At 59.7% G+C, this 13,843-nt stretch carries 9 protein-coding genes; 5 read left to right on the top strand and 4 right to left on the bottom strand.

What is annotated here, in order from left to right; all coding sequences use genetic code 11:
* Nucleotides 1–45 precede the first annotated feature (45 nt).
* Nucleotides 46–933 (bottom strand): UTP--glucose-1-phosphate uridylyltransferase GalU, encoded by an 888-nt coding sequence (galU, locus tag ACQZ48_RS03735; RefSeq protein WP_191216837.1) that lies wholly within the window; start codon nt 931–933, stop codon nt 46–48.
* A 195-nt stretch (nt 934–1,128) separates the two neighbouring features.
* Here galU and ACQZ48_RS03740 point away from each other — a divergent pair, with 195 nt between their 5' ends.
* From ACQZ48_RS03740 to ACQZ48_RS03755, 4 genes are all read left to right on the top strand, one after another.
* On the top strand, nt 1,129–2,352 hold the full coding sequence (locus ACQZ48_RS03740; RefSeq protein WP_077983613.1) for a lytic murein transglycosylase: 1,224 nt from the start codon (nt 1,129–1,131) through the stop codon (nt 2,350–2,352).
* Nucleotides 2,353–2,417: 65 nt separating this feature from the next.
* Entirely contained in the window at nt 2,418–3,653 is a 1,236-nt protein-coding gene (locus tag ACQZ48_RS03745) for an SGNH/GDSL hydrolase family protein (RefSeq protein WP_448728547.1), read from the top strand.
* A 248-nt stretch (nt 3,654–3,901) separates the two neighbouring features.
* A complete protein-coding gene (locus tag ACQZ48_RS03750) occupies nt 3,902–4,576 on the top strand; it encodes a response regulator transcription factor (RefSeq protein ID WP_448728585.1) in 675 nt (224 codons plus the stop codon).
* Nucleotides 4,573–5,928, top strand: a complete 1,356-nt coding sequence (locus ACQZ48_RS03755; RefSeq protein WP_191216839.1) for a sensor histidine kinase — start codon at nt 4,573–4,575, stop codon at nt 5,926–5,928. The genes ACQZ48_RS03750 and ACQZ48_RS03755 overlap by 4 nt, the downstream gene beginning before the upstream one ends.
* A gap of 83 nt (nt 5,929–6,011) precedes the next feature.
* Here ACQZ48_RS03755 and ACQZ48_RS03760 read toward each other — a convergent pair whose 3' ends face one another.
* From ACQZ48_RS03760 to gltB, 3 genes are read right to left on the bottom strand one after another with little or no spacing between them, the layout of a single operon-like run.
* A complete protein-coding gene (locus ACQZ48_RS03760; protein ID WP_077983512.1) occupies nt 6,012–7,466 on the bottom strand; it encodes a glutamate synthase subunit beta in 1,455 nt (484 codons plus the stop codon).
* Between the two features lie 48 nt (nt 7,467–7,514).
* On the bottom strand, nt 7,515–7,640 hold the full coding sequence (locus tag ACQZ48_RS03765) for a hypothetical protein (protein ID WP_448728548.1): 126 nt from the start codon (nt 7,638–7,640) through the stop codon (nt 7,515–7,517).
* An 8-nt stretch (nt 7,641–7,648) separates the two neighbouring features.
* Nucleotides 7,649–12,394 carry a glutamate synthase large subunit gene (gltB, locus tag ACQZ48_RS03770; RefSeq protein ID WP_448728549.1) on the bottom strand — a complete coding sequence of 1,582 codons (4,746 nt, stop codon included), beginning with the start codon at nt 12,392–12,394 and terminating at the stop codon, nt 7,649–7,651.
* Nucleotides 12,395–12,764: 370 nt separating this feature from the next.
* Between gltB and ACQZ48_RS03775 the strand changes: the two genes are divergently transcribed.
* Entirely contained in the window at nt 12,765–13,817 is a 1,053-nt protein-coding gene (locus tag ACQZ48_RS03775) for a threonine aldolase family protein (RefSeq protein ID WP_077983514.1), read from the top strand.
* Nucleotides 13,818–13,843 lie beyond the last annotated feature (26 nt).

Consider the following 13,843-nt stretch of genomic DNA (forward strand, 5'->3'; position numbering starts at 1 on the left):
GAAATCCCGGCGCTGAGGCCGGGATCCCGTTTCTGTTCTGGTGGATTACTTCAGCCCGCCGATCAGGGCCTTGATCGGCTCTTCGATCGCAGGGCGAATATCGCCACGCTCCAGCGCGAAAGCGACGTTGGCAAGAATGAAACCATCCTTGGCGCCGCAGTCGAAGGTCTGGCCGCGGAAATGATAGCCGGAGAACTGCTGTGATTTGGCAAGTGTCAGCATGCCGTCCGTCAGCTGGATTTCGTTGCCGGCGCCACGCTCCTGATTTTCGAGAATGTCGAAAATCTCGGGCTGAAGGATGTAACGGCCGTTGATATAGAAATTCGACGGCGCCGTACCCTTGGCCGGCTTTTCGACCATTTCCGTGATCTTGAAACCTTCGCCCACGGCGTCACCCACGCCGACGATACCGTATTTATGCGTCTGATCGGGAGCGCATTCCTGCACCGCGATGACGTTGCCCTGGGTCTGGTCGTATAGTTCGACCATGCCCTTCAGGCAGCTTTTCTGCGAATGCATGATCATGTCGGGCAAAAGCACGGCGAAAGGCTCGTCGCCGACGATATCGCGGGCGCACCAGACCGCATGGCCGAGACCAAGCGGCACCTGCTGGCGGGTGAAGCTCGCGGTGCCCGCCTTGGGCAGAAGGCCGGCCAGCAATGTCAGCTCGGCATTCTTGTTGCGCTCGCGCAGCATCTGTTCGAGTTCAAATTGAATATCAAAATAATCTTCGATCACCGCCTTGCCGCGGCCGGTGACAAATACAAAATGCTCAATGCCCGCTTCCGCCGCCTCATCGACGACATATTGAATGACCGGCTTGTCGACGACGGTGAGCATTTCTTTCGGAACCGCCTTGGTTGCGGGCAGGAAACGCGTGCCGAGACCCGCGACCGGAAATACGGCCTTCCGAATTTTCTTCTGTTCTACCACATATCCCTCCTGAGAGATAAAGCTTGATCACAATCCCCGCACGCTGTTGTTATTTCAAAAATAACAACGTTTTGTAAAGGGTGACGCTACCATCTATTAATGGTAAAGAATTTGTTGACGTTCTTTTGTTATCCATGATGACGCCCGATGCGTTTTCGCAATCGAAATGACATTCGAGAGAACGAAAGACAGACGATGACAAAGATGATCCTTTCCGATGTCCGCAAATTCGGCTGCATGGTGGTTGCAGGCCTGGCAATCTCGCTGGCGCCCGTTTCGGCCCGCGCCGATCAAGGATTCCGTCAGTGGATCAACCAGTTCTACGCAACAGCCGCAAAAGAAGGCATTAGCAGAGCGACATATCAGAAAGCCTTTGCCGGTGTCAGCGAGCCGGATCCCGACGCGCTGCGCAAGGCCACCTTCCAGCCGGAATTCACCACGCAAATCTGGGATTATCTCGATTCCCGGGTCAATCCGTATACAGTGCGGATCGGCCGCGAGATGAAGATGAAGCACGCAACGACCCTCAACTGGATCGAGCGTAACTTCAATGTCGACAAGCATATCATTCTGGCCATCTGGTCGATGGAATCGAATTACGGTGCGGTTCTCGAAAAGCCTGAGCGGCTGCACAATATTCCGCAGGCGCTGGCAACACTCGGCTATTCCGACCCCAAACGCGCCAAATTCGCGCGCACGCAATTGATCGCCGCTTTGAAGATTCTCCAGGCGGGCGATGTGACGCCGAAACAGCTGACGGGCTCCTGGGCGGGCGCGATGGGTCATACCCAGTTCATCCCGACCAGCTACCTGCTTTATGCGGTGGATGCGGATGGCAACGGCAAGCGCGACATCTGGCGCTCCATTCCGGACGCGCTGGCGACCGCGGCCAATCTGCTTTCCAAGAACGGCTGGCAGCCCGGACGGACCTGGGGTTATGAAACCGCCGTTCCGCGTGGCGGCGCCCGTTATGAAGGGCAGACCAAGACCATTGCGGAATGGGCGAAGCTTGGCTTCACCCGCCCGAACGGCAAGAACTTCACCCGCGGATCCGATCGCGCCATGCTGAAGTTGCAGGGCGGGGCAAACGGCCCCGGTTTCCTGATGATGAAAAACTTCTTCACCATCAAGAAATACAACGCCTCCGACAGCTATGCGCTCGCCGTCGGCCTGCTTGCGGATGAGATCGCCGGTTATGGCGGTATGCAGCAGAAGTGGCCACGCCCCGATGGGACGCTGGATATTCGCGAAAAATTCGAGCTGCAGACCCGCATGAAGGAACTCGGCTATTATAACGGTGAGGTCGATGGGAACTTCGGCTCCGGGTCGAAAGCCGCAATCAGCGCCATCCAGTCGCGCATGGGTATGGAAACCGACGGCCAGCCGTCGCAGCGGTTGCTGAGAGCCTTGCGTAATTGATAATGTGCCGGTGAATTCGGCGGCTATCAAGAAACGCCGCCGAAATATCCGGAAGGGTTGATGTGATGAGTGGGAAGCCTCAGGTGAAAAACGGAAGAACCGGCTGGCGTTTCTTGGCCGTCCTTCTTTCAGCCGTCCTTACCGTGCCGCTCGTTCCTTCCGAAAGCTCCGCACAGGAGAAACGGCGTACACTGTTTGAAATGCTCTTTGGCAAACCGGTGGGCCGCGACGGCGGATCTGGGCGCGAATACCAGCCCCGCAACCGCCGCGACTTTCCGTCTGCTCCGCGCGAAAGATCGGTCACCCGCCCCCAACCCGCCAGAAAAGCGCCCTCGGTGGTTCAGATGCGGACCGCAAAGCCGGAGCCAGCCGCCAAGCTTGAAAATGCGCGGCGCGTTCTGGTCATAGGCGATTTTCTCGCCGGCGGCATGGGGGACGAACTGGTCAATGCCTTTGCCAATTCGCCTGCAATCGCCGTCGATGTGCGTGCCAACGGCTCCTCCGGCCTCGTGCGTACCGATTATTACGACTGGTTCAAAAACCTTCCGCAGTTCATCAGCGAAACCAACCCGTCTACCATCGTCATCATGATCGGATCGAACGATCGCCAGCAGATGCAGATCGGCGACACCAGGGAAAAGTTCGGCACGGAGGTCTGGTTCAAGGAATATGAACGGCGGATCGACGAGCTGCTGGCGCTTGCCGGACGCCAGAAGGCGCCGCTGCTGTGGGTCGGCCTGCCTGCCTTCCAGTCGCCGTCGCTTTCGGCCGATCTTGTCGGTTTCAACCGGCTTTATCGCAGCCATGTCGAAAAATATGGCGGTGAATTCGTGGACGTCTGGGACGGTTTCGTCGATGAGGCGGGAAAATTCGTCATTACCGGTTACGACATGAACGGCCAACAGGCCCGCCTGCGCGAGGCTGATGGCATAGGCATGACCCAGGCCGGCAAACGCAAGCTTGCATTTTACGTTGAGAAATTCGTGCGCAGACACCTCGATAGCGCCGGACCGGACCTTGTGAAACTGGACGGCAGCAATCTACCGGCACTTACCTCCCTGCCCGCACTCGGCATCGATGCCGGGCAGGTGCGCACCCAGCCTATCAGTCTCACCGATCCCAATCTCGACGGCGGCGACAAGCTGTTAGGCGATGCGCCTTTGGCCGCCGGGCCGACACGCGTCTCCGTGGTGGAATCGCCACGCGAAAGGTTGACCAAGCGCGGCGAGATGGCCGATGCGCCGGCAGGCCGTATCGATGACTATCGTGTGGCGCCCGATACCGCGCAGACAAAACAATAGAGGCTTTCGGAGCGGCCCGACCGCCCCGCAGCGGGCGTAATGTTTAGGCAATCCGCACATGACAGGATAGGTACAGCTTTGCAGGAGTGCGGGATTGGCCATCCGCCATCCCCAGTCCCTTTTTTTGCATGGCGACATCGATTTGGCGGCGACGCCTCGCTTGTCCTTAGCGCGAGCGGCGTCGACGTTTTTGCCTTTCGCCGCGCCCCTTCCCGGAAGGGATACCGGACAATACCGAGATGGAATTCATGCGCCTGCTGCTTGTTGAAGACGAACGCGAAATGGCAGCAGCCCTGTCCGCCGCGCTCCACCGGTTCGATATTATCGTGGATACGGTCGGCACGCTCGATTTTGCCCGTCACGCCATCATGGACGACGTCCATGACCTTGTCGTGCTTGACCGGCAATTGCCCGATGGTGACGGCATCCAGCTTATCGAAGATTTGCGGCTCCTGCCCCTCACCCCGCCCGTCATCGTGCTGACGGCGCAGGGAGCGCTTGTGGATCGGGTGAACGGTCTGAACCTCGGCGCGGACGACTATCTGGCCAAACCATTCGCGGTCGAGGAACTGCTTGCGCGCATCCGCGCCCTGATGCGCCGGCCGGCCGGCGCCGTGACGATGACGGCAAAACTGGGCAGGCTGGAATTCTGCTTCGAAACCCGCGAAGTGCGCATCAAGGGTGAATTCCTTCCGCTGACCAGACGCGAACTGCTGATCCTCGAAGCCCTGTTGCGGCGACAGGGCAGGACGGTGCTTCGCTCATTGCTCGAGGAAGCCGTTTATAATTTCGACGATGAGATCCAGTCCAATGCACTCGATTCCCATATTTCCCGCTTGCGCCGCAAATTGGCGGCAGCGGATGCGGGCCTTGAGGTCCATGGCATTCGCGGCGTGGGTTACCTGCTGAGGGCGACCTCGTGAAGCTGGCCAGAAGAAAATCGCTCAAGCGCCGGCTGACCCTTCAACTGCTGTTGTTCCAGATCGGCAGCCTGTTCTTCGTCACCGCCGCCATGGTCACCTATATGTCGAGCGGCGGTGCAGGCAGCGCGCTGCTCAGCCCGGAGGCGGCCCAGACAACCGCCAACGCGATCATACGGAATGAAGATAATCGGCTGGTTCTCAAAGAAACGCCCGAATTCGTCAAGCTGCGCAGCAATACCTCCGATTTCTGGTTCGTCGCGGTCAGCGAAAACGGTGAGATCGTGCAGGGCGGGCAGGTGCCCGAGGCATTCAGCAATATGGATCAGCAATTGAGCGACATCAGGGTCTCAGACGTGCGCGACGCGGCGCTGTCCTATTCCTACCTCGCCGTGGTGCGAATCGCCGTCGTTCGCCGCGCTTCGGGGCCGGCGGGAGAATTCGTCATGATCGGCAAAGGCGGGCCGTTCAGCATGACGTTACCGGTTTTGTTGTTTTCGAACATCTTGATCATGCCTGTCCTCATTCTCATGTCCATCGTGACGGTCGTGACCATCCCCTGGATCATCCGCAGGGAATTTCGCGCCCTTTCCACCATTGCTCGCACAGCGGAAACCATCGATATCGACAGGCGCGGATACCGATTGCCGGATGGCGATATTCCGAAGGAAGTGCAGCCTCTCGTTCACGCCGTCAACGGCGCGTTGAAGCGACTGGACGACGGCTACGAACGACACAAGCGCTTCATTCTCGATGCCGCCCATGAATTGCGAACCCCCGTCGCCATTCTCCAAACCCGCGTTGAAACGCTACTGGACGGCCCGGCCCGCAGCAGAATATTGGCGGATGCCAGCCGTATCGCCGTGCTGGCCGAACAATTGCTCGATTTGCAGCGCCTTGGCGGGCAGAAGGCCCCTCTGGTCCCGCTTGATCTTGTCAACCTGTGCAGATCGGTCGTCGCTGACATGGCCCCGCTCGCCATATCACAGGGATATGCGCTGTCCTTCGAACCGGAGGAAGAGCCGATCCTCGCCCTTGCAGACCACGCTTCGTTGCAGCGCGCCCTGATGAACATCGTGCAAAACGCCATCGAACATGGCGGCAATCGCGGCACGATCACGATAAGGGTGGCAGCAAACCGGGTGATCGAGATAGCCGACGAAGGCAATGGCATTCCCGAAGAGGACCGGGAACTGGTTTTCGATGCCTTCCACCGCCTGCGACCGAAAGATCGCGGCACCGGGCTTGGGCTCAACCTCGTGCAGGAAATCGTCCGCTATCACGGTGGGGAAATTACCATCAGCGATGCTTCCACCGGTGGCGCCTGCTTCCGTATCACCCTTCCCTATTGCTGAAGAAAAGTCCTCATTTTCGCAACCAAAAGAAAAGGCCTGTTGCATCTGCAACAGGCCTTTTCGGCTCGTATTACCGTCAGTGCTTAGCGCGGAAGGACGGTCGCACCCATCAGCGCTTCATCGATTGCACGCGCCGCCTGGCGGCCTTCCCGGATCGCCCAGACCACCAGCGACTGGCCACGGCGCACGTCGCCCGCCGCCCAAAGCTTGTCGACCGAAGTCTTGTAGTCGGTTTCATTGGCGATCACATTGGTGGAACCGCGACGGTCAGTGTTGAGCTTCAGCTTGCCGTCCATTTCCTTCAGCACGCTGTCCGTGAAGGGACCTGAAAAGCCGATCGCGATGAACGCAAGATCGGCCTTGATGATGAATTCCGTGCCAGCAATCGGCTTGCGGCGGTCATCCACCTGGCAGCACTTCACTCCTGTCAGCACGCCGTCTTCGCCGACGAATTCGAGCGTCGCCACCTGGAACTCGCGGATGGCGCCTTCGGCCTGCGAGGACGAGGTACGCATTTTCGTCGCCCAGAAGGGCCAGACCGCCAACTTGTCTTCCTTTTCCGGCGGCATCGGGCGGATGTCGAGCTGGGTGACCTTCACGGCACCCTGACGGAAAGCCGTACCGACGCAGTCGGATGCGGTATCGCCGCCACCGACAACGACGACATGCTTGCCGCCGGCAAGAATAGGATCGGCCGGCCAGCCAATGCTGTCGATATTTTCGCGACCGACGCGGCGGTTCTGCTGCACGAGATAGGGCATGGCATCGTAGACGCCATGCAGATCGGCGCCGCCGATACCGGCCGGGCGCGGGGTTTCCGAACCGCCGCAATAAAGCACGGCATCGTGGTCGGCCAGAAGCGCTTCGACCGTTACATCGACGCCGACATTGACGCCGCAATGGAAGGTGACGCCTTCGCCCTTGATCTGCTCGACACGGCGGTCGATGAAGTTCTTCTCCATCTTGAAGTCCGGAATACCGTAACGCAGCAGGCCGCCAGGCTTAGATTCGCGCTCATAGACATGAACCTCGTGGCCGGCGCGGCCCAGCTGCTGCGCAGCCGCCATGCCCGAAGGACCGGAACCGATGATGGCGACCTTCTTGCCGGTGTGGATCGTCGCGGGCTTCGGCACGATGAAACCCAGCTCATAGGCCTTGTCGGCAATCGCCTGCTCGACGGTCTTGATGGCGACCGGCGCATCCTCGAGGTTCAGCGTGCAAGCCTCCTCGCAGGGTGCCGGACAGACGCGGCCGGTGAACTCCGGGAAGTTGTTGGTGGAATGGAGGTTGCGGATCGCCTCTTCCCAATTGTTGTTATAGACCAGATCGTTCCAGTCCGGGATCTGGTTATGCACGGGACAGCCCGTCGGGCCGTGACAGTAGGGAATGCCGCAGTCCATGCAGCGCGCCGCCTGCTTCTGCACCTCGGCATCCGACATCGGAATGGTGAATTCGCGGAAATGGCGGATACGATCCGACGCGGGCTGATACTTGCCCACCTGCCGGTCGATCTCCAGAAAACCTGTAACCTTGCCCACGTTTATATCCTCACATCAAAGCGGAGCGCCTGTCGGGCCCCAGTACCGTCAAGCGACACCAAAAGCCGCCCCCAATACGATGAATTCAAATCCGGTCTCGCCGCTTGTCCAAGTGGTCGCCATGGGAACGGCGACCGCGATCATCAGCGAGACCAGTTGGTGTAGTATCCTCACGCGGCGGATTACTCCGCCGCCACGCCCATGCGCATGCGCTCCATTTCCTCAAGCGCACGACGGTATTCGACCGGCATGACCTTGCGGAACTTCGGACGGAACTCGCTCCAGCGGTCGAGTATATCCTTGGCGCGCGACGAGTTCGTGTAATGGAAGTGGTTCGAGATCAGCTGGTAGAGCCGCTCCTCGTCGTGACGCGTCATGTCCTCGGAAACGTCCACACGTCCCTTGTGCATGAGGTCGCCACCGTGATGGTGCAGCTTTTCCAGCATGTCGTCTTCTTCCGGAACTGGCTCCAGCTCGACCATGGCCATGTTGCAGCGGGTGGCGAAATCACCCTTCTCGTCGAGAACATAAGCCACGCCGCCGGACATGCCGGCCGCGAAGTTACGGCCCGTTTCACCGAGAACGACGACGATACCGCCGGTCATGTATTCACAACCGTGATCGCCGACACCTTCGACAACAGCAACGGCACCGGAGTTACGCACCGCAAAGCGCTCGCCCGCCACACCGCGGAAATAGCACTCGCCGGTGATCGCACCATAAAGCACGGTATTGCCGACGATGATCGAGTTTTCCGCGACGATGCGGGTGTTTTCCGGCGGGCGCACGATGATGCGGCCACCTGACAAACCCTTGCCGACATAGTCGTTACCATCACCCACTAGATCGAAGGTGATGCCACGGGCAAGGAACGCGCCGAAGGACTGGCCCGCCGTGCCCCGCAGCGTCACATGGATCGTATCGTCCTTGAGACCCTTATGGCCCCAGCGCTTCGCCAACGCGCCCGAAAGCATGGCACCGGCGGAACGATCGACGTTCTTGATCGGTACTTCGAAGACCACGGGCTCGCGGTTTTCCAGCGACGGCAGAGACTTCTCGATCAGCTTGCGGTCGAGAATGTCGTCGATCGGATGCTTCTGGCGTTCGGTCCAGAAGGTCGCTTCCTTGGGAGCCTCGACCTTGTGGAAGATGCGGCTGAAATCCAGCCCCTTTGCCTTCCAGTGCGCCAGCATCTCATCCTTTTCGAGCAGTTCGGAAGCGCCGATGATCTCGTCCAGCTTGGTCACGCCCAGCGAGGCGAGGATTTCGCGCACTTCTTCGGCAACGAAGAAGAAGTAGTTGATGACGTGTTCCGGCGTGCCCTTGAAGCGCTTGCGCAGAACCGGGTCCTGCGTGGCAACGCCCACGGGGCAAGTGTTCAGGTGGCACTTGCGCATCATGATGCAGCCCGCCGCAATCAGCGGCGCGGTTGCAAAGCCGAATTCATCAGCACCCAGAAGCGCGCCGATGATGACGTCACGGCCGGTCTTCAGACCACCATCCACCTGCAGCGCGACGCGCGAGCGAAGGCCGTTCAGCACCAGTGTCTGCTGGGTTTCGGCAAGGCCGATTTCCCAAGGGCTGCCCGCGTGCTTGAGCGACGTCAGCGGCGAAGCACCCGTGCCGCCATCGAAACCGGAAACGGTGATGTGGTCGGCGCGCGCCTTGGCGACACCGGCCGCAACCGTGCCGACACCGACTTCCGACACCAGCTTCACCGAAACATCGGCTTCCGGATTGACGTTCTTCAGGTCATAGATCAGCTGCGCCAGATCTTCGATGGAATAGATATCGTGATGCGGCGGCGGCGAGATGAGACCGACGCCCGGTGTGGAGTGGCGGGTCTTGGCAACCGTCGCATCCACCTTGTGGCCGGGCAGCTGGCCGCCTTCGCCGGGCTTGGCACCCTGCGCAACCTTGATCTGAAGCATATCGGCATTGACGAGATATTCCGTCGTCACACCGAAACGACCAGACGCGATCTGCTTGATGGCAGAGCGTTCCGGGTTCGGCTTGCCATTGAGCAACGGCAGATAACGGTCGGATTCTTCGCCGCCCTCACCCGTGTTGGACTTGCCACCAATGCGGTTCATGGCGATGGCGAGCGTCGTATGCGCCTCGCGGCTGATGGAGCCGAAGGACATGGCGCCCGTCGAGAACCGCTTGACGATGTCTGCCGCGGGTTCGACCTCATCGATGGAAACAGGCTTGCGACCGAGCGCTTCCGCAGACTTGATGTTGAACAGGCCGCGAATGGTGTTCATGCGCAACGCCGTCTCATTCACCATGCCGGCAAATTCGCGGTAGCGGTCCTGGCTGTTGCCGCGCACCGCATGTTGCAGCGAGGCAACCGCATCCGGCGTCCAGGCGTGGCTTTCGCCGCGCATGCGATAGGCATATTCACCGCCAATATCGAGCGTATTGGCAAGGATCGGATCCTTGCCGAAAGCCGCCGTGTGGCGCGCCACGGTTTCTTCGGCGATTTCCGTCAGGCCCACACCTTCGATGGAGGTAGCGGTGCCGAAGAAATATTTCTCGACGAATTGCGACGACAGACCGACGGCATCGAAAATCTGAGCGCCACAATAGGACTGGTAGGTGGAAATGCCCATCTTGGACATGACCTTCAGGATTCCCTTACCGACAGCCTTGATGTAACGATAAACGACTTCGTCGTCGGACACTTCCTTCGGGAAGGCGCCGTGCTTGTGCATGTCGAGCAGGGTATCGAAGGCGAGATAGGGATTGATCGCCTCGGCACCATAACCGGCAAGCAGGCAGAAATGATGGACTTCGCGCGGCTCACCGGTTTCCACGACGAGGCCGACAGAGGTGCGCAGGCCCTTGCGGATCAGGTGATGGTGCACGGCGGCCGTCGCCAGAAGTGCCGGGATCGCGATGCGATCAGGGCCAAGCTGGCGGTCGGAAAGAACGATAATGTTGTAACCGCCACGAACGGCCGATTCCGCCCGCTCGCAGAGGCGTTCGAGCATGTCAGGCATGCCTTCCGCACCGCGCTCCACATCATAGGTGAAGTCGAGCGTCTTGGTATCGAAGCGGTCTTCCGTGTGGCCGATGGAACGGATCTTTTCCAGATCGCCATTGGTCAGGATCGGCTGGCGCACTTCCAGACGCTTGGCGCGGGCTGCCCCTTCGTGATCGAGCAGGTTCGGGCGTGGACCGATGAACGAGACGAGGCTCATGACGAGCTCTTCGCGAATCGGATCGATCGGCGGGTTGGTGACCTGCGCGAAGTTCTGCTTGAAATAGGTGTAAAGCAGCTTCGACTTGTCCGACATGGCCGAAATCGGCGTATCGGTACCCATCGAACCGATGGCTTCCTGGCCGGTCGTCGCCATCGGCGACATCAGGAGCTTGGTGTCTTCGCTCGTGTAACCGAAGGCCTGCTGACGGTCGAGCAGCGACACGTCGCGGCGCAGCGCGCGCGGCTCCACCGGCTTCAGATCCTCAAGGATGAGCTGGGTGCGGTCGAGCCAGCTACGATACGGATGCTTGGCGGCAAGCTCGTGCTTCACTTCCTCGTCGGAAACGATGGAGCCTTTTTCCATATCGATCAGCAGCATCTTTCCGGGTTGCAGACGCCACTTCTTGACGATGCGCTCTTCCGGCACAGGCAGCGTGCCTGCCTCAGACGCCATGATGATGCGGTCGTCATCGGTGACGAGGTAACGAGCCGGGCGCAGACCGTTGCGGTCGAGAGTCGCGCCGATCTGCTTGCCGTCGGTGAAGGCGACGGCAGCCGGACCGTCCCACGGCTCCATCAGCGCTGCATGATATTCGTAGAACGCCTTGCGTTCGGCGGACATGGACTGGTTGCCGGCCCAGGCTTCCGGGATCAGCATCATCACGGCATGGGCCATGGAATAACCGCCGCGCACGAGGAACTCGAGCGCGTTGTCGAAGCAGGCCGTATCCGACTGACCCTCGTAGGAAATCGGCCAGAGCTTGGAGATGTCATCGCCGAACAGCGCGGAGGAAACCGATGCTTGACGCGCCGCCATCCAGTTGACGTTGCCGCGCAGCGTGTTGATTTCGCCGTTATGGGCGACCATTCGGTAAGGGTGCGCCAGTTTCCAGGACGGGAAGGTGTTGGTCGAAAAACGCTGGTGCACGAGGGCGACAGCGGATTCGAAGCGCGGATCGGCGAGATCCTTGTAATAGGCGCCCACCTGATAGGCGAGGAACATGCCCTTGTAGACGATGGTCGAGGAGGAGAGAGAAACGGGATAGAAATCCTGCGTTTCCTTGCCGCCGCCCTCGTCATAGATGCGGTTGGAGAGAACCTTGCGGATCAGGAACAGCTTGCGCTCGAAATCGGCATTGCTCGCGGCGTCGCGGCCGGCGCCGATGAAGACCTGCACGTGGTGCGGTTCGGTCGCGGCGATATCCGGCGCCTTGGAGAGCGAGGAATTATCGACCGGCACATCGCGGAAGCCGAGGAACTGCTGCCCCTCTTCGCCGATAACGTCGACGATGACCTTCTTGTAGTGCTCGATGCGGGAAGGATCGCGCGGCATGAAGATATGGCCGACGGCGTATTCACCCGCCTTCGGCAACGTCACGCCCTGCGTCGCCATCTCCTCACGGAAGAAACGATCAGGAATCTGCACCAGAATGCCCGCACCATCACCCATGAGCGGATCAGCGCCGACAGCGCCACGATGCGTGAGGTTTTCCAGGATGAACAGGCCGTCCTTGACGATCTGGTGCGACTTTTGGCCCTTCATATGGGCAACGAAGCCGACGCCGCAGGCATCATGTTCATTAGCCGGATCGTAAAGACCCTGCCTTTCCGGCAAACCGCCCGCGAAACGCGCTTTCGCAGAAACGGGCGCGGCCGCAGCCGCGGTGGGACAGTCTGTGGTCAGGGTGGCGGCAGCGATGTTCGCCTGCGGCTTGTTCGTCATTTGTGTCCCTCCTGCAAAATTACTTGCATGGTTTCATGCGAAGATCCGGCTCGACACGAATTTTCGCTTCCCGCAAAACTCGCATTCAACCCGGCTTTGGTCAATTTAGGACAGCAAAGCTGTCTCAATTCAGTAGGATTTTGGCAGAAACGGGCGGATTTTGCAAGGGTGCGAATCCAATTAGTGAAAGCCGCACTTCGCAGCGAAGTTTCGATACTGACCTATTGCGCGAAACTTTCTTGTCGCAAAGCAGGTCGACCCGTTGCTTTCATTACCGGATTTGCCAATCTCAATGTTCCGACCTAGAACTTTCCCCGTTATCGCTTCGAACAGCCCGAACAGAACCTCAGCTATCGGAAAGCCTTCAGAGATGTTTTTTGCTTCAGACAATTGGGCTGGCGCCCATCCGGCCGTCAACGAACGGCTTTCGCGGGAATCCACACGCTTTGCCGCGGCTTATGGCACCAGCGAACTCGATCTCTCCATCGAAAAGCGTTTCAACGAGATTTTCGAACGCGAAGTCGCGGTGTTTTTCGTCGCGACCGGCACGGCGGCCAATTCGCTCTCGCTGGCCAGCATCGCCCGCGCCGGCGGCCTGACCTTCTGTCACTCCGAAGCGCATGTGATCGAGGACGAGTGCGGCGCGCCGGATTTCTTTTCCGGCATGCGCATGGTCGCCGTCGAGGGGCCGAACGGCAAGATGCTGCCGGAGAACCTCATTGAGCGCATTGCGCGTTATCCGCAGGATGCCGTGCATCACGGCCGCGCCGCAGCCATCACCATGACGCAGGCGACCGAGGCCGGCACGGTCTACACACTCGATGAAATCGATGCCATCGCCAAAATCGCAAAAGACAATGGCCTGCCGCTGCATATGGATGGCGCGCGTTTCGCCAATGCGCTGGCCGCACTCGGCACCACACCCGCCGAAATGACCTGGAAACGCGGCGTCGACGTCCTGTCTTTCGGCGGCACGAAAAATGGCTGCTGGTGTGCGGAAGCGATCGTCTTCTTCGATCCCTCGCTCGCCAGGGATTTCTCCTTCCTGCGCAAGCGCACCGCCCAGCTTTTCTCGAAATCGCGTTTCATCGCCGCGCAATTCGAGGCCTATCTGCAGGACGACCTCTGGCTCGGTCTCGCCAGCCACGCCAACGCCATGGCCAATCGTCTGCGTGCCGGTTTCGCTTCGCTGAACAGCGCCCGCCTTGCATGGCCGACTCAGGCCAATGAAGTTTTCGCTATTCTTCCAAAGGCCGCCGCAGAAGCCGCCACGGCAAAGGGTGCAAAGTTCTATGACTGGCTGGAGCCGCGCGATATGCCGGAAAATGTCGGCAAGGACGAAGTGCTGATCCGCATGGTCACGAGCTTTGCCACGACAGAAGCCGATGTGGACGAATTCCTGTCGATCTGCGCCGCCGTTTAAACTATCGCAGGGCGTCGCCTTGCGGC

The sequence above is a fragment of the Agrobacterium sp. 22-209-1 genome (assembly GCF_053522485.1).

Excerpts from the sequence above, each read along its gene's own strand:
- ACQZ48_RS03740 (WP_077983613.1), top strand. The coding sequence starts at position 1,129 with ATGACAAAGATGATCCTTTCCGATGTCCGCAAATTCGGCTGCATGGTG.
- ACQZ48_RS03745 (WP_448728547.1), top strand. The coding sequence starts at position 2,418 with ATGAGTGGGAAGCCTCAGGTGAAAAACGGAAGAACCGGCTGGCGTTTC.
- ACQZ48_RS03750 (WP_448728585.1), top strand. The coding sequence starts at position 3,902 with ATGCGCCTGCTGCTTGTTGAAGACGAACGCGAAATGGCAGCAGCCCTG.
- gltB (WP_448728549.1), bottom strand. The coding sequence starts at position 12,394 with ATGACGAACAAGCCGCAGGCGAACATCGCTGCCGCCACCCTGACCACA.
- ACQZ48_RS03775 (WP_077983514.1), top strand. The coding sequence starts at position 12,765 with ATGTTTTTTGCTTCAGACAATTGGGCTGGCGCCCATCCGGCCGTCAAC.